We start from the raw sequence: 19,079 nt of genomic DNA, 5'->3' as shown, positions 1-19,079 counted from the left end.
AAATTCGGCGTGAGGCCGGACAGCGAGGAGCCGGAACCCTGTCGGGTTCCGGCTCCTCGCGATTGTTCTCCCGGCCCGCCGGTCCCGGCCCGGCGCTCAGTCCAGCGAGACGTACACCTCGACCGAGGTCGGTCCGGTGTAGCGCTCGACCTCCGCGCGGTGCGAACGGGTGATCACACCGGTCGCCTCGGCCTTGGCGACCTGGGCCCACGCGGTGCGCAGCAGGTCGTAGGGCTTGTCGGAGACGACGAACCTGGCGTAGCGGCCCCGGGGAATGCGGGTGAGCACATCGCCCGCGTCCAGCTCGTCGAGTCCGGCGACCTCGTAGCCGAGCACGGCGACGGCGTGGTCGTCCTGGCCGACGTAGGCGGCCACCCGCGGCACCGCCTTCTCCCGCGCCAGGTAGCGGTCCCAGGTGAAGTTCACCAGATCCAGGTCCCGGGCGGTCACCTCGCGACCGGCCAGCGGGATGGTGAGTCCGGCGACCAGGCTCTCGTCCAGGGTGACGATCTCGAAATCCACAGTGCCTTCCTACCCGTCGTTCGGTTCGTCGGCCAGCGACACGAAGACTTCCACGGTGCGGGCATCGGGATAGTGCTCCACGTCGCCGGTGTAGGCGCGCACGAACCGGCCCGCCGCTTCGGCGTCCCAGACCGCCCGCCAGACGGACACGATCGTGTCGCCGAGGTCGTCGCCGCTGGCGATGAACCGGGCGTAGCGTCCGCCGGGCACGCGGGCCAGCACGTCACCGGGCATCAGGTCGTCGAGACTGTGGCACCGGTAGCCCACGATGTGGGTCAGGTACGAATTGATCTCCGGGGCGTGGTCGACATAGGCGGTGGTCGGGGGGCCGGGTAGTCGCTTGGACAGCTTGCTCTTCCATGCCTGCTCCACCTTCACCCGTCGCGGTCCTTCCACGGCGAGTGCCGGGCTGCGTAGAACTGTGCCCGCCACCAGCGTCTCGGGTCGGTCAACGACATTGAAATCCACCGGCGTAGCCCCTAAATCTCGTGTGTTCTCATCGGCGGCGCTGTTGCGGCGACCGCGCACGGCGGTCGTGGTCGCTCGTCGCGCCCATCCTTGCGCATTCCCGCGCGCGACGGGTGCCGACCCCTGCCACCGCACCCGATGCTGCCACGTCCGGCGGCTCCGGGTGGGCAGGCGGTGGGCGCGGGCCTGTCACGCGTCGTCGCGCTCAGCCGGGGATCGGGACCGTGATCCCGGGGAAGATCTCGATCTGGCGCGGCGGCGGGGGCACGGGAGCGGGTGCGGGTGCGGGTGCCGGTGCGGGCGCTGGGGCTTGCGGTGCGGGCGCGGGCTCGGGTTCGGGGGCGGTCGGGAAGACGATGATCGGGCCCTGCGGTTGCGGCGACTGCGGCGGATTCAGGATGTCGTAGGGATTGCCGTTGTTCGCTCCCCCGCCGGCATCGCTCCCGCCCTGCGGCGAGATGATCTGCGGATCCCAGGACGAATCCGGTGCGGGGAACGGCTCGATGGGCTCGCCCGCGTGCCCGCCGTCCATGGTCGCCTTCCAGATCGACGAGGGCAGCCCGGAGCCGTAGATGGGCGCCCCACCGGAGGTGCGAATCGGCAGCGACTGCTCGGTGCCCACCCACACCGCGGTCGACATCTGCGGCGTGAAGCCGATCATCCACGCGTCCTTGTTCTCCCCGGTGTCGCCGAGCTGGGTGGTGCCGGTCTTGGCTCCCGACGGGCGGCCTCCGGCCAGGGCGTTGCCGTTGGAGTACGACGCGATCGGCAGCATCGCCTGGATCGTCTTGTTCGCGATGTCGGGCGAGATGCGCTGTTCGGGCTCGGGCAGCTCCTCGCCGATCGGGCCGTCGGGGCCCGCGCGGTCGAGCAGCACCCGCCCGTCGCCGGTGACCACCCGCTGCACGAAGTAGGGCTGGTGGTACATCCCGGACGCCGCGATGGTCGCGTACGCCGAGGCCATGTCGATCGGGCGCACCTGGTACTGGCCGAGCACGATGCCGTTGTAGGGCGGTTCGCCGAACTCGGTCAGCGTCTCGTGGTCGAGGCCGGGAATCGTCTTCGGGATGCCCGCCTGGTGTGCGGCGTCGGCGATGGACTGCGCGCCGTTCATCATCGACATGGTCAGCCGGTAGAAGCTGGTGTTGAGCGAGCGTTTCAACGCCTCGGCGATCGTGCACCGGCCGCAGCTCTCGTTCTCGACATTGGTGATGGTGGTGCCGTGGTCGGTGATCGGTGAGGAGTCCATCACCCTGGTCAGCGGGATGCTCTGCTGCTGAGCGGCGATGGCGGCGAACACCTTGAACGCCGATCCGGTCTGCAGCGGGGCCTGCGCGAAGTCGTAGCCGGTGCCGTCCTCGCCGCCGTAGTAGGCGCGGACCGAGCCCCAGCGCGGATCGATCGAGACGACCGCCGCGCGCAGTTCCGGCGGCTGTCCGCTCAGCCGGGAGCGCACCGCACCCATGGCCGCCTGCTGCGCGCGCACGTCGATGGTGGTGGTGATCCGCAGTGCGCCGGTGTCGATCTCGAGATCGCTGATGCCGTACTCGCGCAGTTCCCGCAGTACCTGGGTGCGGATCAGGCCCTCGGGTCCGCGGGCGGCGCTGTCCTGGGGCAGGTCGGCCAGTGGCGCGATCCGCGGGAAGACGACCGCGTCCCGGTCGCCGGGCGACAGCACCCCCATGGTCACCATGCCGTCGACCACGTACTGCCAGCGTTCCTTCAGATCGGCGAGATGGGTCTCCGGGTCGAGGATCGAGGGCGTGCGGATGACCGAGGCCAGTACCGCGCCTTCGGCGAGGGTCAGTTCGGCGGGCGGCTTGGCGAAATAGGCCTGGGCGGCGGCGGCGATACCGTAGGCGCCGCGGCCGTAGTAGATGGTGTTGAGGTAGGCGGCGAGAATCTCGTCCTTGGTCCACTGCCTGGCCATCTTGGTGGCGATCACCAGTTCGCGCATCTTGCGGCTGATGGTGCGTTCGGAGCCGACGAACGCGTTCTTGACGTATTGCTGGGTGATGGTGGATCCGCCGCCCGCGTCCTCTTTGCCGAGCAGGTTGTCGCGGGCCGCGCGCAGGAATCCGGAGGTCGAGAAGCCGGGGTTGGAGTAGAAGCCGCGATCCTCGGCCGAGAGCACGGCGTCGCGCACATGTTGGGGCACCTCCCGGAGCGGGACCGGTGTCCGGTTGCCTTCCGGCGGCACGATCGTGGCGATCACCGTGGCGCCGTCCGAGGCGGTGATGGTGGCGATCTGGTTGGTCCGCACCGCGGCGGGATCGGGGATCTCCGAACGCCAGTACACCAGCGCGAACAGCAGGGCGGGCACGCCGACGAAGATCACGAACAGCGCCAGCGCCAGTCGCCGCCACCGGCGCGCCCGCTCGACGCGGGGTCTGTCGCGTGGTTCTTCCGATGATTCGCCGGCCGACTCCGCTGATCCGCCGGTGGACTCCGCCGATGCACCGGTGCGCTCCGCCTGGTCCCGCTCCGGCTCCCGCCACCCCGCGAGCGTCGCGTAGGGTGCCCGGCGCGCCTCGTTTCCGGCATCGCGCCGCCCCCATCGCTTGCCGAACGCGCCCACGAGCGTCTCCCTTCGGAGCGTCGGTCCCATACGAAACGATCGAGCCACCCTGCACTTTACAGGGTGGCTCGTCGAGTTCCGAGCTGCGGCAACGTTCTGGCTACCGCCTGGATCAGCTCTTCACACCACCGGCGGTCAGGCCGGAAATGATCCGGCGCTGGAAGAGCAGCACCATGATCACCAGCGGAATCGTCACCAGGGTGCCCGCCGCCATGATCGCCGCGTAGGGCTGCACCAGCGGATTGTTGCCGGAGAACCGGGCGATCGCGACGGTCACCGGCTCGGTCTTGCCACCGGAGAGCAACCGCGCGAGCAGGTATTCGTTGACCGCGGCGATGAAGGCCAGGATCGCCGTGGTGAACACCGCGGGCGCGGCCAGCGGCAGCATGACCAGCCGGAACGCCTGCGCCTTGGTCGCGCCGTCGATGCGGGCGGCTTCCTCGAGTTCCCACGGCAGCTCGGTGAAGAACGAGGCCAGGATGTAGACGGTCATCGGCAGCACGAAGGAGATGTTGGGGATGATCATCGCCTGGTACTGGCCGATCCAGCCGAGGCTGGTGAACAGCTGGAACAGCGGGGTCACCAGCACCACGACCGGGAACATCGAAGCGCTCAGGATCAGCCCGGCCACCACGTACTTGCCCTTGAACACCAGCCTGGCCAGCGCGTACGCCGCGAACACGCCGATCACCAGCGCGATGATCGTGGTGATGGAGCCGATGATGACGCTGTTGACCATCGCCCGGCCGAAATCGTTGCCCCGGCTGGTGTCGAAGACGTCGCGGAAGTTCTCCAACGTGACATGGGTGGGCCACGGGGTGTTGTCGAAGGTGTACTCCGGGTCGCGGAAGGCGGTGACCGCCATCCAGTAGAACGGGCCGAGGCCCCACAACAGCACGATCAGCGCGCCGACGTAGATCCGCAGGCCCGCGATCCTCTTGGTCCACGGCACCGGGTTCACGTTCGGCTTCTTCTTCGATGCGGGCTCTTTGCGCAGGGTAGGGGTTGTCGTGGCCATCAGTGCGCCTCTCGCTGAGCTTCCTGGGTGCGTACCGCGTTGGCGCCCAGGAACTTCACCATCACGAACGCCACGGCGAAGATCAGCAGGAAGGTGATCGTCGACAGCGCCGCCGCGCTGTTGGGGCCCTGCCTGACCTGATCGACCACCAGGATCGAGATCGTCCGGGTGTCGGGGTTGTTCAGCGTCAGGATCGCGGGCAGATCGTACATGCGCAGCGCGTCCATCGTGCGGAACAGGATCGCCACCATCAGCGCGGGCTTGAGCAGCGGCATGGTGATCTGGGTGAACCGCTGCCAGGCCGAGGCGCCGTCGACCCTGGCGGCCTCGTACACGTCGTTCGGGATGACCTGCAGCCCGGCCAGGATCAGCAGCGCCATGAACGGCGTCGTCTTCCACACGTCGGCGACGATCACCGCGAACCGGGCCGCCCACGGGTCCGAGGTCCACAGGATGTGGGTGCCGAGCACCCGGTTGACCACGCCGTCGTACTGGAACATGAATTCCCACAGCCGCGCGGTGACCGCGGTGGGGATGGCCCAGGGGATCAGCACCGCCGCGCGCAGCAGCGCCCGGCCGGTGAAGCTCTTGGCCATCACCATCGCCATGACCAGACCGAGGGTGGCCTCCAGCGTGACGGTGACGACCGCGAAGAACAGCGTGATCCCGATGGCGGTCCAGAACTGCGAGCCGAGGTTGCCGGTCGGGCAGGCGATGGTCTCGCCGGTCGGCAGCGTGCACTGCTGCAACAGCCAGTGCAGATAGTTGTCGAAACCGGCGCTGCCACCCTCGACGAACATCCCGGTGCTCGGGTCGAGCCCGGCGTCCTTCTGGAAGGACATGTACAGCGCGCGTACCACCGGATAGCCGATGACCACGGTCAGTGCCAGCAGAACGGGCGTGACCAGCAGCCACGCCCGCCGCGAGGCGCGAAGTTCGGCCCCCAGCCCGCCGAAGAACCCGCGCTTCGGCGCGAGGAATTCGTCCTTCGGCAGGGGTGGGGCCGCGTTCGGGGGAACCGACACCGTTATCTCTCTCCTACGGGTTGGTCGGGTCCGGTGCGCGTTACCGCCTACGAACCGGCGGTCTCGATGCCCTTCTGCATGCCGACGATGGCGTCGTCGACGGACTTGGCTCCGGTCAGGGCAGCATAGGCGTTGTCTTGGATGGCCTTGGACACCGCCGGATAGAACGGGGTCACCGGGCGCGGCACGGCGCCGGCGATGGATTCCTTGAGCGCGGGCAGGTACGGCATCTTGGCGATCAGGGCGGGCTCGTCGTAGAGCGAGGCGCGCACCGAGGGCAGCGCGCCCGAGGCGATGATGTGCTGCGCGTCCTCGCTGATCAGGAACCGCAGGAAGTCCAGCGCGGTGGCCTTGTTCTTGGAGAACGAGCTGATCGCGGCGTTGTAGCCGCCCAGGGTGGAGGCGCCGACGCCGTTCTCGCCGGGCAGCGGCGCGACCCCGAACTTGTCCTTCACCAGCGAGGACTCCGCGCCCGCGTCACCGAACGTGGACGGCCAGCCGCGCAGGAACATCAGGTTGCCCTGGGTGAAGGCGTTGGCCGACTCGGGCTCCTTGAAGGTGATGGCTTCCTTCGGGATGTCGCCGTTGTTGTAGGCGTCGACCAGGGTGGTCAGGCCGGCGCGGGCCTGCGGGCTGTCCACGGTGGCGGTCTTGCCGTCGGAGCCGACGAAGGTGCCGCCGAAGGCGTTGATGACCTCGGAGGTGTTCACCGTCAGGCCCTCGTAGGGCGCGAATTGACCGGCGTAGCAGCCGATGCCGTTGTCACGGGCGATCTGGCACTGACCGAGCATCTCGCCCCAGGTCTTGGGCGGCGCCGGGACCAGGTCGGTGCGGTAGAACAACAGGCCGCCGTTGGTGTTGCGCGGCGCGGCGTAGAGGGTGTTGTTGTAGGTGGCGCTGGCGACCGTCGGCGACAGCAGCGTCGAGGTGTCGAGCGAGAAGGAGTCCTTCAGCGGCTGGATCCAGCCCTTGGCGGCGAACTCCGCGGTCCACGGCACGTCCAGGGCGATCACGTCGTAGTCGGACTGCTGGGAGCGCATGTGCTCGACCAGGTCGTCGTACTGCTGGGAGGCGTCGTTGGACTGCTCCTTGAACGTCACCTGCTCGTCCGGGTGCGAGGCGTTCCAGCGCTCGATGAGCTGCTTAACCACGCCGGTCTCGGTGGTGTCCTTGCCCTCGACGTAGGTGATCGGGCCGCGGCCCTCGAGGTTCTCGGTGGTGGGGTTGCCGCCGCCGTCGGTCGAGCAGGCGGTGGCGAAGGTGGCCGTCAGCAGCGCGGCCGAGGCGGCCACCATCGCGGCGCGCGGTACGACCGATGAACGTAGGGACGACACCTTTTTCCAAGCCATCGCGGACACACTCCAAAGATTTACGACGTCTGCGGGTTGCCACGTGAGCGGCAGCACACCGAGGCCGGTGCATCACGCAAGATACATGGTGTCGACCGGCCGCGTCCGATCATGCTCGGGAATCGTTCGCCCCCGGCCGGGTGGCCCGCCGTGGTCGGGCTGCCGGATCGACGGGCGAGCCGCCGTGGCTAGGCTGACTCGCGATGAGTGCGCCGAACCAGGTTCCCGAGCGGATGCTGACCCGCATCGGCGGGTTGCTGCGCAAGGCCGAGGCCACCGACAACGAGCACGAGGCCGAGGCATTCCTGGCCGCCGCGCAGCGGCTGGCGACCCGCTCGTCCATCGACCTCGCGGTGGCTCGCGCGCACGTCGCCGGACGAGAACGCAGGGTGACCCCGGTACAGCGGATCATCCCCATCGGTGAGCCCGGCCGCAAAGGGCTGCGTACCTACGTCCAGTTGTTCGTCGCGATCGCACACGCCAACGATGTGCGCTGCGATGTCGCCCGCACCTCCACCCAGGTGTACGCCTACGGGTTCGCCGCCGACATCGACTTGTGCGAGGCGCTCTACACGAGCCTGCTGGTGCAGATGGTGCGCGCGGGCGACCACTACATCAAGTCCGGCGCCTACCGGGAGGCGACGGTGGACAAGATCGTCACCGAGCGACGGCACGGCGCCGTCGTTCGTCGCCGGGTCCGCGCCCCCGCCGCCGCGGTGACCGCCCGGCTGAACTTCCAGATGGCCTTCGCCGCGCGGATCGGGCGCAGGCTGGCCGAGGTCAAGTCGTCCGTCGAAGCCGAAGCTCTCGAAGCCGATACCGTCGCGGGAGCAGACGTGTCGACGTCCGTCGGCACGGCGGTCGCGTTGCGGAACAAAGAGGTCGAACTCGTCGACTTCTACAGCCGCACATCCGAAGCGCGCGGCACCTGGCGCGGCCCCGCGGCCTCCACCGGGCACTCGGCCGCCGCCAGGCAGGCCGGTGACCGGGCGGGCCGGGTGGCGCGCCTGGGTCTGTCCCCGGAACTGGGCGCCGCCCGGGGCGAATTGGCGCCGGGCGGTGGGGCGGGCGAATGAGGCTCGCGTCCGCGGCGGTGTCCGTGCCGGGAGCGCATTCCCGTCCGAGCGTGGAATCCGGCGGCGATGAGGGGGCCCGGCATCGTGCCCGCACGTGACGCTCAGCGCGCCAGGGTCTACGACGCCGAACAGTTGGTGCGTGGCATGTTCGACCGGGCGGACGAAGTCGGCCACCGCACCGTCGAATTCCACGGTTCCCTGCTGACCCTGCCCGTCGAGCGCCGCTTCGCCTCGGTCGAATCCGTGCAGACCTACGTCGATCGCGTGCTGGCGCTGAACTGGGTTCGCGCACAATGGGATCGCGCGTGCGCGCCCATCCGGGTGCGTTCCCGGGCGGGGAGCGCCGCCGCCCACTACGACCCGGCAGGCGCGGTGCTCGCGGTCCCCCTGCACACCGGCGGCACGGCCTGGGCGCTGCGCGAACTCGTCGTCCTGCACGAACTGGCCCACCACCTCGCCCCCGAAGCGGATGCCGCGCCCCCGCACGGTCCCGAATTCTGTTCCCGCTACCTGGAAGTGGTCGACGGCGTCATCGGCCCCGAAGCCGCTCTCCTGTTGCGCGCGACCATGCTGGGTTGCGGGGTGCGGATCGGTTAGCGGCGGCAGATGGCGGCCGGCCTCGAGTCATGAGGCAGGCCGGTAGCTCTCGGCGACCGCCGCGAACGCCGCTTTGGGTTCCCACGGCATGTCCGGGTAGGTGCTGCCCCGTCGTCCCTCCAGCGGTGCGACGATGCCGAAGCTGGCGATGTCGAGGTCCTCGCGCGGGTCCCCGTCCGGGCGATGCGGGTGGCTGTGCAGCGCGAAGAGGAAGACGAAGGTGCTGTCGACGCCTTCGTCGTCGAAGATCTCCAGCACCTCGCGCAGATATTTCGCCTGGCCCTCCTCGTCGCGTTCGTAGACGCTGTCGAGCCGTAGCGGTTCTCCGCGCTCGCCGTACTCCACGATCTCCATGCTGCGCGGCGCCACGTCGCCCGCGCCGCGCCAGGTGGCCGCGCCGAATCCGGTGATCGCGACCGGCTTGCCCTGCGCCACCAGCGCGCGGACCCCGTCGCGGAACCGATCGGCGACCTCGGCGGAGCGGATGAGTTCGACCGTGACGATGTCGAGCAGGGCCGGATCGATGTGCTCGAACGGGATGGCGGCGTAGGTGACCGGTCCCGCGAACCGCGCTCTGATCTCCGGTATCGCTGTCCGTAGGAAGGCGTTCACCCGGTCGGAGGCCTCCGCGATGCGACGGTGCCGCGCGACCGGGTCGCCCAGCAGTCGGTCGACTCGCTCCGTGATGCTGCCGCCGTCGACGAAACCCTGGTTCATCACCGAGTGCTCGCTCCCGGCGACGAACACCACGTTCGCTCCCCCCACGCGCAGCCGTTCGGCGCGCTCGGCGCAGTCGAGGAAGAGTTCGCGCATCTGCTCGACGGTCAGTTCCAGCGGATACGGCGTGAACCACACCTCGAGCCCGAGTTCGGCGGCGTGACGAGCGGCCTGCTCGAGCCGGTCCGCGTCGCCGCCGATGATCTGCACGGCCGTGCAGTGCAGATCGTCACGGATGATCCGCAGCTCGCGCCGCACCGTCACGGGATCGAAGGCGGGATGTGAGGTGTGGCCGTTGCGCAGCAGGCCGGTGTCGTAGGTCATGCCCCTGGCTCGCATGGCGAACTCCGTTCGGTGGTGGTGTGGGATGCGGTCACCGTACGAGAAAAATTGCGTGCACGCAATATTGCGTAAACGCACTTTTATGGCATGCTGGCCTCATGACGGGGTTGCGTGATCGCAAGAAGCAGGCCACCAGGGAGGCGCTGCGCACGGCGGCGCTCCGCCTCGCGCTGGAGCACGGACCGGAGAACGTCCGGGTCGAGGACATCGCGGCGGCGGCGGGAGTCTCGCCGCGCACCTACAACAACTACTTCTCCAGTCGTGAGCAGGCGATCGTCGCCGCCGTCACCGGTGAGCGGGAGAGCCGTGTCGCGGAACAGGTGGCGGCCCGGCCGCCGGAGGTCCGGCTCGCCGATGCCGTCACCGACGCGGTCGTCGCGCAGTACACCGATCCCGGCGAGCGGCATCGCGACGCATTGCTGCTGCTCACCACGCGGCCGGTCCTGCGCGCCGCTTTCCTTCGGGCCGCCGGGGATCTCGAGAGGCCGCTCGCCGCGGCGATCTCCGGCCGTCTGGGGGCCGACGAGCAGATCGGCCGGGTACTCGCGGCGGCCGTGGCGGCCGCGGTTCGGGTGGCGCTGGAGACGTGGCTGCGTCCCGCATCCGGCGCCCTCGGTGCGGCGGGTGTCGTCGTGGTGACCCGATCACTGCCCGATCTGCTCCGCGAGGCGCTTGCCACGCTCGCACCCGCACTGGACGCCGCAGAACGTGATTCGCGCGGAGACGCGCGGGGCTGACTCGGTCGACGTGAGTGCCGGCCGTCGCCGCCGCCTGCTGCGGTCGGGGTCGGTCAGTCCGCCTCGACCAGTGCCCGGACCCGGCGATACCTGTCCTGCCACCACGCGACCCGCTCGGGATCGCGCTGGCGGTACCGCTCCAGCAGCGCCGGATCGGGATCGCGCGGGCGCAGCGGCACCGGCAGGTATCCGTCGGCCGGGAACAGCGGCTCGGTCACCAGATCGCCCTCGAACAGCGAGGCCGTCCCGAGCCCGCACGCGAAGTCCAGCTCCGGCAGCGCACCGGCGAGCGCGAGCTGCGCCCCGAGTCCGATGCTCGTCTCCAGCGCCGAGGACACCACCACCGGCAGCCCGGCCGCCTCGGCCACCCGCAGCGCCCGCCGCACCCCGCCCAGCGGGGTGCACTTGATCACCGCGATGTCAGCCGCCTCGGCGACCGCCACCCGCATCGGATCCTCCGCCCGCCGGATCGACTCGTCGGCGGCGATCGGCACGTCGACCTTCCTGCGCACCGCCGCCAGTTCCTCCACCGTCCGGCACGGCTGCTCGACATACTGCAAGCCACCGGCGGCCCGGTCGATCTCGACGATGTGCGTGACGGCGGTGTCCACGTCCCACACCGCGTTGGCGTCCACCCGCACCGCGCCGTCGGCCCCGAGCGCGTCCCGCACCGCCGCCACCCGCGCCAGATCCTCCGGCAACGACTCCGGGTGGTCGGCCACCTTCACCTTCGCCGTCCGGCATCCGGAGTCGAGCACCATCCGATGCGCCCGCTCCGCATCGACGGCGGGCACGATGCAGTTCACCGGGATCCATGCCCGCACCGGTTCCGGCCAGCCCTGCTCGGCCTGCTCCAGCGCCGTGGCCAGCCACCCGGCGGCCTCTCTGTCGTCGTACTCGGGGAACGCGCAGAAGTCGCCCCATCCCCGCGCACCGGGAATCACCATCCCTTCTCGCACGGTGATGCCGCGAAATCGGGTGCGCATCGGGATCGCGTAGACGACAGGCTCGGCGGGCAGGGTCATCCCGCCACGATAGGTCGCACGGGGACCCACCGGCCACAACCGTCCCGATCCGTCCTCGGCGGGGCGCGGGCCGGTGCGGCTAGGCTGCGGCCGTGGCGAATCAGGACGGTCGGGACGCGGCGGCACCGCAGCGCGGGAGGCCGCCGCGGATCCCGGTTCCCACCGCGCGGGCGATCGTGGACTGCGCGGTCTATCGGCACGGCAGGCGGGTGCCGGGGCGGTTCAGCCACAGCGAGGCGTTGACAGCGGTGCGCGGGCCCGAGGGCGGGTTCGTCTGGATCGGGATGCACGAACCCGACGAGCGTCAGCTCGGCGAGATCGCCGAGGAGTTCGGCCTGCACCCGTTGGCGGTGGAGGACGCCTTGGTCGCGCGCCAGCGCCCGAAGCTGGAGCGCTACGACGACGTGATGGTCGTGGTGCTGCGCACGGTCGCCTATGTGGAGCACGACATGAACAGTGTCAGCGAGATCGTGAAGACCGGCGAGATCCTGACGTTCGTCGGACCGGATTTCGTGGTCGCGGTCCGCCACGGGTCGCACTCCCAGCTCAAGACGGTGCGCGCGAACCTGGAGGCCGACCCCGAACGACTGGCGCTCGGCCCGGGCGCGGTGCTGCACGCCATCGCCGATCACATCGTGGACACCTATCTCGAGGTCACCGCGGCGGTGGAGGACGACGTCGAGGAGATGGAGGAAGAGGTCTTCACCCCGGGCGCCCGGATGCACGTCGAGCCCATCTACCAGCTCAAACGCGAGATCGTCGAACTACGCCGCGCGGTACTGCCGCTGGCGGCCCCGCTGCAGGCGCTGACCAGGCCGGATTCCGGTCTGCCGAAGGAGATCCGGCACTATCTGCGCGACGTCGCCGACCACCACACCGTCGCCGCCGAGCACATCACCGATGTCGACGACGCGCTGTCCGCGCTGGTCAACGCCTCGCTGACCAAGATCACCGTGCAGCAGAACACCGATATGCGCAAGATCAGCGCGCTGGTCGCGATCGCCGCGGTGCCCACCATGATCGCCGGCGTCTACGGCATGAACTTCCAGCACATGCCGGAGCTGACCCATGAGTGGGGTTACCCGATGGTGTTGCTGGCGATGTTCGCGATCTGCGCGAGCCTGTTCGCCGCCTTCCGCCGCAACGGCTGGCTCTGACTCCTGCGCCTTCAGCCCGTGGACTCCGCAACCGCGCAACAGCGGCGCGGCCGAGCCTCCGCACGTGGCCGAGGGGATCAGGTACAGCCTGCCGACCCCCGTAAAGCCGGGGCTGTCGCGGACAGGCATCGACGCGGGCCGTACCTTTCGCGAAAGGTACGGCCCGCGTCGTCGTCCCGGAGGCAATCGGTTCGGGCGAGGAAGCTCGTCAGATCCGTTCGAACACGGTCGCGTTCGCCAACCCGCCCGCCTCGCACATCGTCTGCAACCCGTACCGCGCACCGCGCTCGCGCATCGCGTGCACCAGCGTCGTCGCCAACCGCGCACCCGAGGCACCCAGCGGGTGACCGAGCGCGATGGCTCCGCCGTGGACGTTGACCTTGCCGAGATCCGCCCCGGTATCGGCGGCCCAGGCCAGCACCACCGGGGAGAACGCCTCGTTGATCTCGATCAGATCGATGTCGGAGAGCTGGAGTCCAGCGCGCTGCAACACCTTTCGGGTGGCGGGGATGACGGCGGTCAGCATGAGCAGCGGGTCGTCCCCCGCGACGGCGAAGCTGTGCACCCGGGCCAACGGCGTCAGGCCCAGTTGCGCGGCGCGCTCACTCGTCATGATCAGCACCGCGGCGCTGCCGTCGCTGACCTGACTGGCCGACGCGGCGGTGATGCGCCAGTCGATCTCGGGGAAACGCGCCGCCATCGTGGGGTCGTAGTAGGCGGGCCGCAACGTGCCCAGCGTTTCCAGCGTGCTGCCGAGGCGGATGCCCTCGTCGGTGGTCAGGCCGGCGATCGGGGCCAGCTCCGCCGTGAACAGGCCGTTCTTCGTCGCCTGAGCGGCCTTGTCGTGGCTGGTGAGGGCGAATTCGTCGAGCCGGGTGCGGCTGAGCCCCCAGCGGGCTGCGATGAGTTCGGCGCTGATGCCCTGCGGGACCAGGCCGTCGGGGTAGCGCTCGGCGAACCCGACGCCGGAGATGTCGCCCGCTCCGGCGACGTTCGCGCCCATGGGGATTCGACCCATCGACTCCACCCCCGCCGCGACCGCGATCTCGTAGGCTCCGGCGATCACGCCCTGCGCGGCGAAGTGGATCGCCTGCTGGCTGCTGCCGCACTGCCTGTCGACGGTGGTGGCGGGCACCGATTCGGGATATCCGGCCGCGAGCGCGGCCCGCCGGGTCACATTCGCGCCCTGCTCGCCGACCTGCCCGACCACGCCGCCGATCACGTCGTCGATCAGCACGGGGTCGATGCCGCTGCGTGCCACGATCTCGCGCAGGCTGTGCGCCAGCAGGTCGACGGCGTGCACATCGTGCAGCGCCCCGTTCGGCTTGCCCTTGCCGATCGGCGTGCGGACGGCTTCGACGATGACGGCGTCTCTCATGGGGTTCTCCTTCGAACCGCGAGTCGGACCACGCAGCCTGACTCGACTTTCCTATAGCCAGACTATCGTCTGGATATAGTCGGCTCAAGTCAGATATTTGTATGATGTGCCTCATGGCAGCGGTGATGGAAGGCCCACTGGCGGATCTGAGCGCGTGGAAGACCGACGAATGCTCGATCGCCAAGGCGATGGACCTGGTCGGCAGCCGCTCGGCCATCCTCATCCTGCGCGAGGCCTACTACGGCACCCGCCGGTTCGACGGCTTCGCCGCCCGCGTCGGCATCACCCCCGCCGCGGCCGCCGCGCAACTACGCAAGCTGACCGAGGCGGGCCTGCTGGAGAAGCGCCCGTATCGCGAGGAAGGCAAACGGACCAGGCACGAATACATCCTCACCCCGATGGGCCGCGACCTGCTCCCCGCCGTACTCGCCCTCATGCAGTGGGGCGACACCTACCTGCAGCCCGGCCCGCCGCCGCTGCAACTCGTCGAAGCGGCGACCGGCGCGCCTGTCCGCGTGGAGGTGCGCAGCGCGACCGGCAAGCAGATCGAGTTGGAAGAACTCGGCGTCCGAGTGAACGAGGACTACCTGCGCACGCGCCGCAGCCACTGAACAACGACAGCGGCCGCACCCGGAGTGGGATGCGGCCCGCGTGGTGTGGGGTGCCGGTGTTGTCGGCTATGACTTCCGCACCCGCCTGGCCGCCGCTCCGGTCGAGTCGGGCTCTCGAGACGGCGAGGTGGCATCGGCGATGAATCGTCTAAAGGGCGTGGACCTCGCGTCGGAGATCCGGAGTTCGGACACGCGCGGAGTCTCTTCGTCGCGTGTATCCGAGGCTCGACGCCCCGGTCGCCGATCCCATCTGGTGGCGAACGCCTCGATCGCGCGGGCGTCCCAGACTGGACCGGTCCGCAACCGATACAGCGGCTCGGGAAAGCCTGCGGTGCTCTGTAGCTGATGCACGCGCTGCCGGGAAATCCCCAGTTGATCGGCGACCTCCGCCGCGGAGACCAGTCGAGGGAGATTCGGCTGGTCCGCCTGGTCGAGATGTGTCTGCTCATCGACGGCCTCCACCGCCATCGGACTCCGGCGGGTGACAGGCCCCGCGATCGAGGCGGCCACCCGACCGCCTCGACGGCGCCTTCCGCCTCGACGTAGACCGTCAAGGTCGCGGCGATATCCGGAATCCGCCCGGTCGACGCGTCGACCTCGGCGAGAGCATCCTCCCAGGCGCCGAGTGTGGTCAGGTCGATATCCGTCAGGTCATAGCGCAAGGTCACAACCCAGATCAATGAACTCACGCTCCTTCCATGGATGTGCGGCGCAGTGCGCGCTGCTCCTTCTTGCTGGGTGGTGGAATCCGTAGTCCAGCGTTCTTCAGTGCCACTTTCAGATCTGCCATCCGCCGCCTGGGATTGCTCGGCGTGGCCGGATAGCGTGTCGGTGCGAGAAGAGGACGAGAGCTGAAGAGCGGAGCGGGCCGTACCTCCGGGTGATCCGGTGGTACGGCCCGCAGTGTGCCGTCGGAGTGCCGTCAGTGCAGGCGGCGGCCGTCCTCCGGCGAGAAGAAGTAGGTGCGCTCGGGAGCGGTCGACAGGAACAGGCGATCACCCTTGGCGGGCGGGTTGCGCCAGTCCGCGCGAGCGACGATCGTCACCCCCGGCCCGTCGCCGAGCGTACGGCCGTAGACGTAGGCGTCGGAGCCGAGTTCCTCGACCACGTCGATCTCCATCTCGATACCGGACCCGCCGAGCTCGAAATGCTCGGGGCGGATGCCCACGATCAGGTTCGGCCCCGCCGCGTCGGTCACCGAACGCGGCACAGGCAGCCGGAAACCGCCCAGCGCCACCGCGCCGTACTCGACCGGCAGCGTGAACATGTTCATCGCGGGCGAGCCCATGAACCCGGCCACGAAGGCGTTGGCGGGATCGCGGTAGAGGTCGCGCGGACTGGCGCACTGCTGCAACAGCCCGTCCTTGAGCACTGCGACCCGATCGCCCATCGTCATCGCCTCGACCTGATCGTGGGTGACGTAGACGGTGGTGGTCGACAGCCGACGCTGCAGCTGCGCGATCTGCGTGCGGGTCTGCACGCGCAGCTTCGCGTCCAGGTTCGACAGCGGCTCGTCCATCAGGAAGACCTGCGGCTGACGCACGATCGCCCGCCCCATCGCCACGCGCTGGCGCTGACCGCCCGAGAGCGCCTTGGGCTTGCGATCCAGATACGGCTCCAGATCCAGCAGCTTGGCCGCCTCGCGCACCCGCTGCTCCCGCTCGGCCTTGGCGACCTTGGCCAGCTTCAACGCGAAGCCCATGTTCTCGGCCACCGTCATGTGCGGGTAGAGCGCGTAGTTCTGGAACACCATCGCGATATCGCGCTCCTTCGGCTCGACGTGCGTCACGTCCTTGTCGCCGATCAGGATGCGCCCCCCGTTCACCTCCTCCAGCCCGGCCAGCATCCGCAACGAGGTGGATTTTCCGCATCCGGACGGACCGACCAGCACCAGAAACTCGCCGTCGGCGATCTCCAGTTCCAGTTCGTCGACAGCGGGCTTGCTCGCCCCCGGATAGAGCCGGGTAGCGCGCTCGAAGGTAACCGTAGCCACGGCAGATCATTCCCTTCACCGGCAGGAACGTGCCGGACGATCCGAGTTACAGGGGTCGGGGGGACTCTAGACGACGCCACCGGGTTCGCGTCGGGCGAGCGGACCAGCCCGGGACACGAACACGTCGGGACATTCCGCCGGTGATCCTCGTGTCACCGGAGCAGGAACTCGAGGGCCACTCGCTCGAATGCCTGCTTGGCTTCGATCATCACCCAGTGGCCGCACTTGGGGAAGATGTGCAGTTCGGCGTCGGGGATCATCCGCATCGGGAGCATCGCCATGTCGGGCGGGCACTGCCGGTCGTCGCGCCCCCATGTCAGCAAGGTCGGGCACGTCACCTTGCCCATCATCGACCAGTACGGCGGCGCACCGGAATCGGCCATCGCCTGCTGTTGCGCCTCGAACGCCTTCGAGCCGTACATCGCGGCCAGCGTCCGGTGGGACTCCGGATCTTCGGCGCCTGCCCAACGTTCCTCGATCCGCTCCTCGGTGATCATCGCGCGGTCATAGACCATGGCCTCGAGCCAGCGCACCAGCTTGTCGCGGCTGGGCCCGTCGGCGAAGTCCTGCAACAGGCGTGTGCCCTCACTCGGGTGCTGGCTGAAGATGTTCGGACCCACTCCGCCGATGGTGACGAGCTTGCTCACTCGCTCGGGATGCTTCATGGCCACATTGGTTCCCACGACCCCGCCCATCGAGTTGCCGATCATCGCGGCCGATTCGATACCCAGTGCGTCCATGAAGCGGATCACCGACGATCCCGCCGTCAGCACAGGATGCCCGCCGACGGGTTCGCTCACGCCGAACCCGGGGAACTCGAGGATGTAGCAGTGGAAGTGTTCGGCGAAGACTGCCAGGTTCCCTCGATAGTTCCGCCACCCGCTGACTCCGATCCCGGAACCGTGCAACAGCAGCAGCGGAGGACCCTCGCCTGCTTCGTGATAGCGGAGCACCCCTTTGTTGGTGGTGATTTCCCTCTGGGTTCCCTCGTAGGTCACGTCCATTGCGCCACACTAGAACACGTTGCAGTTCGGCTTCTCGGAACCGCTGGATCATCCTGCCCATTGCCGCAGGATGGTCCAGCGTGCCACGGCGAAGCCGAGCACGCCGCAATAGACGGCTTTGACAACGAGCATCTGCGTCAGCGTCACGCAGGTGAGTCCGAGCAGATCGAGCAGCCCTGCCACGACGACGATCCCCGCGCCCGCCCCGGCCCCGAGCAGCAATCCGAGACGCCAGGAGCAACCGGGCAACCGGGTGAACCAGCCCGTGCGCACCCGCTGGGCGGCGGGCCTGCGCCACGCGCTGTATCCGGTGATGACCGCCACCAGCACCGACAGCACGAGCGATGTCACGACGAGGTTCACCACCGCACCCTCGCTGCCCCACAGTGGCTGACAGCCCTCCCCGCGACGCGACCACCATTCGATCAGCGGGTTGACGATCGCGTTGATCAGCCCGGTGACAACGGCCTGGTTGCGCAGGTACCTCGCCTCTGTGGTCATCGCGTGATTCTCCTCGCGTAGTCCGACGGTGCCGGGCCCATCCTGCCGGTAGTCTCGGCCCGGATCAGCTGCATCGACCAGGAAGGGCTTGTGATGAGTCGACCGGTTCGGATCGGACTTCAGCTCCAGCCGCAGCATGCCCCCGACTACGGCCTCATCCGCGACGCGGTGCTGCGAGCCGAGGACGCGGGCGTGGACATCGTCTTCAACTGGGATCATTTCTATCCGCTCGCCGGCGACCCGAACGGCGCGCACTTCGAGTGCTGGACCATGCTCGGCGCTTTCGCCGAGCAGACCGAGCGCGTCGAGATCGGCGCACTGGTGACCGGCGGCGGCTACCGCAATCCCGAACTGCTCGCCGACATGGCGCGCACCGTCGACCACATCAGCGGCGGCAGGCTCATCCTGGGCATCGGCGCGGGCTGGTTCAAGAAGGACTACGACGAGTACGGCTACGAATTCGGCACCGCCGGAAGCCGTTTGGCTTTGCTGAAGGAATCTCTGCCGCGCCTCACCTCGCGCCTGGGCAAGCTGAATCCCCAACCCCTCCGCGACATTCCGATCCTCATCGGTGGCGGCGGTGAACGCAAGACGTTGCGCTTGGTCGCCGAATACGCCGATATCTGGCACAGTTTCGCCGACCTGGACGCGCTGGCGCGCAAGAACCGGATCCTGGCCGAGCACGCCGCCGAGGTCGGCACCGACGACAAGCGCATCGAGCGCTCGCTCCCGTGGCCCGGCCTCGACGACGCTCAGGCATACCTCGACGCGGGCGTCACCCTCTTCACCGTCGGTTCGTCCGGCCCCCGCTACGACCTCGAGGAACTGAAGACGGCGATCCGCTGGCGTGACGAGGTCAACCCGGTGGACGTGCGCGGAGGATCTTAGGAGTACCGACCGGGGCACGTGCCGATTCGGTCGCGGGTTTCGTCAGGTGTGGAAGGGTTCCGTAGTCGACTGGTCGGGGGCTCGGGAACTCAC

General features: G+C 68.9%; 18 protein-coding genes. 6 read left to right on the top strand and 12 right to left on the bottom strand.

Annotated elements, in window-relative coordinates; all coding sequences use genetic code 11:
- Window positions 1-96 precede the first annotated feature (96 nt).
- From IU449_RS19130 to IU449_RS19105, 6 genes are all read right to left on the bottom strand, one after another.
- The gene (locus tag IU449_RS19130) at window positions 97-522 is read right to left on the bottom strand and encodes a GyrI-like domain-containing protein (protein ID WP_195003479.1); all 426 of its coding nucleotides are present in this window, start codon (window positions 520-522) and stop codon (window positions 97-99) included.
- 9 nt (window positions 523-531) lie between these two features.
- Entirely contained in the window at window positions 532-990 is a 459-nt protein-coding gene (locus tag IU449_RS19125; RefSeq protein ID WP_195003478.1) for a GyrI-like domain-containing protein, read from the bottom strand.
- Window positions 991-1,195: 205 nt separating this feature from the next.
- Entirely contained in the window at window positions 1,196-3,598 is a 2,403-nt protein-coding gene (locus tag IU449_RS19120) for a transglycosylase domain-containing protein (RefSeq protein WP_195003477.1), read from the bottom strand.
- 82 nt (window positions 3,599-3,680) lie between these two features.
- A complete protein-coding gene (locus IU449_RS19115; RefSeq protein ID WP_416382191.1) occupies window positions 3,681-4,586 on the bottom strand; it encodes a carbohydrate ABC transporter permease in 906 nt (301 codons plus the stop codon).
- A complete protein-coding gene (locus tag IU449_RS19110) occupies window positions 4,586-5,533 on the bottom strand; it encodes a carbohydrate ABC transporter permease (protein ID WP_228805298.1) in 948 nt (315 codons plus the stop codon). Before IU449_RS19110 ends, IU449_RS19115 begins: the two co-directional genes overlap by 1 nt.
- 125 nt (window positions 5,534-5,658) lie before the next feature.
- Complete coding sequence (locus IU449_RS19105; protein ID WP_195003475.1) at window positions 5,659-6,960, bottom strand: ABC transporter substrate-binding protein; 1,302 nt, start codon at window positions 6,958-6,960, stop codon at window positions 5,659-5,661.
- 203 nt (window positions 6,961-7,163) lie between these two features.
- On the opposite strand from IU449_RS19105, the gene IU449_RS19100 reads away from it, so the two are divergent.
- Together IU449_RS19100 and IU449_RS19095 are read left to right on the top strand one after the other, a co-directional pair.
- Entirely contained in the window at window positions 7,164-8,036 is an 873-nt protein-coding gene (locus IU449_RS19100; RefSeq protein ID WP_228805185.1) for a DUF2786 domain-containing protein, read from the top strand.
- A 66-nt stretch (window positions 8,037-8,102) separates the two neighbouring features.
- The gene (locus IU449_RS19095) at window positions 8,103-8,633 is read left to right on the top strand and encodes a TIGR04338 family metallohydrolase (protein WP_195003474.1); all 531 of its coding nucleotides are present in this window, start codon (window positions 8,103-8,105) and stop codon (window positions 8,631-8,633) included.
- 27 nt (window positions 8,634-8,660) lie between these two features.
- Here IU449_RS19095 and IU449_RS19090 read toward each other — a convergent pair whose 3' ends face one another.
- Window positions 8,661-9,689: a hypothetical protein gene (locus IU449_RS19090; RefSeq protein ID WP_195003473.1), complete on the bottom strand. Its 1,029-nt coding sequence runs from the start codon at window positions 9,687-9,689 to the stop codon at window positions 8,661-8,663.
- Between the two features lie 101 nt (window positions 9,690-9,790).
- Between IU449_RS19090 and IU449_RS19085 the strand changes: the two genes are divergently transcribed.
- On the top strand, window positions 9,791-10,429 hold the full coding sequence (locus tag IU449_RS19085) for a TetR/AcrR family transcriptional regulator (protein WP_195003472.1): 639 nt from the start codon (window positions 9,791-9,793) through the stop codon (window positions 10,427-10,429).
- A 53-nt stretch (window positions 10,430-10,482) separates the two neighbouring features.
- Here IU449_RS19085 and IU449_RS19080 read toward each other — a convergent pair whose 3' ends face one another.
- Window positions 10,483-11,454: an o-succinylbenzoate synthase gene (locus tag IU449_RS19080; protein ID WP_195003471.1), complete on the bottom strand. Its 972-nt coding sequence runs from the start codon at window positions 11,452-11,454 to the stop codon at window positions 10,483-10,485.
- Between the two features lie 92 nt (window positions 11,455-11,546).
- Here IU449_RS19080 and IU449_RS19075 point away from each other — a divergent pair, with 92 nt between their 5' ends.
- On the top strand, window positions 11,547-12,611 hold the full coding sequence (locus IU449_RS19075) for a magnesium and cobalt transport protein CorA (RefSeq protein ID WP_195003470.1): 1,065 nt from the start codon (window positions 11,547-11,549) through the stop codon (window positions 12,609-12,611).
- A 208-nt stretch (window positions 12,612-12,819) separates the two neighbouring features.
- Here IU449_RS19075 and IU449_RS19070 read toward each other — a convergent pair whose 3' ends face one another.
- Entirely contained in the window at window positions 12,820-13,989 is a 1,170-nt protein-coding gene (locus IU449_RS19070; protein WP_195003469.1) for a thiolase family protein, read from the bottom strand.
- 101 nt (window positions 13,990-14,090) lie between these two features.
- Here IU449_RS19070 and IU449_RS19065 point away from each other — a divergent pair, with 101 nt between their 5' ends.
- Window positions 14,091-14,600: a winged helix-turn-helix transcriptional regulator gene (locus IU449_RS19065; RefSeq protein WP_195003468.1), complete on the top strand. Its 510-nt coding sequence runs from the start codon at window positions 14,091-14,093 to the stop codon at window positions 14,598-14,600.
- A gap of 922 nt (window positions 14,601-15,522) precedes the next feature.
- On the opposite strand, the gene IU449_RS19060 is transcribed toward IU449_RS19065, so the two are convergent.
- From IU449_RS19060 to IU449_RS19050, 3 genes are all read right to left on the bottom strand, one after another.
- A complete protein-coding gene (locus tag IU449_RS19060) occupies window positions 15,523-16,593 on the bottom strand; it encodes an ABC transporter ATP-binding protein (protein ID WP_195003467.1) in 1,071 nt (356 codons plus the stop codon).
- 152 nt (window positions 16,594-16,745) lie between these two features.
- Window positions 16,746-17,597 carry an alpha/beta fold hydrolase gene (locus IU449_RS19055; RefSeq protein WP_195003466.1) on the bottom strand — a complete coding sequence of 284 codons (852 nt, stop codon included), beginning with the start codon at window positions 17,595-17,597 and terminating at the stop codon, window positions 16,746-16,748.
- 48 nt (window positions 17,598-17,645) lie between these two features.
- On the bottom strand, window positions 17,646-18,098 hold the full coding sequence (locus IU449_RS19050) for a hypothetical protein (RefSeq protein WP_195003465.1): 453 nt from the start codon (window positions 18,096-18,098) through the stop codon (window positions 17,646-17,648).
- A gap of 93 nt (window positions 18,099-18,191) precedes the next feature.
- Between IU449_RS19050 and IU449_RS19045 the strand changes: the two genes are divergently transcribed.
- A complete protein-coding gene (locus IU449_RS19045; protein WP_195003464.1) occupies window positions 18,192-18,986 on the top strand; it encodes an LLM class F420-dependent oxidoreductase in 795 nt (264 codons plus the stop codon).
- Window positions 18,987-19,079 lie beyond the last annotated feature (93 nt).

It is taken from the genome of Nocardia higoensis, from assembly GCF_015477835.1.
Classification (GTDB): Bacteria; Actinomycetota; Actinomycetes; order Mycobacteriales; family Mycobacteriaceae; genus Nocardia; species Nocardia higoensis_A.
This window is presented reverse-complemented; position numbering and strand designations above follow the sequence as displayed.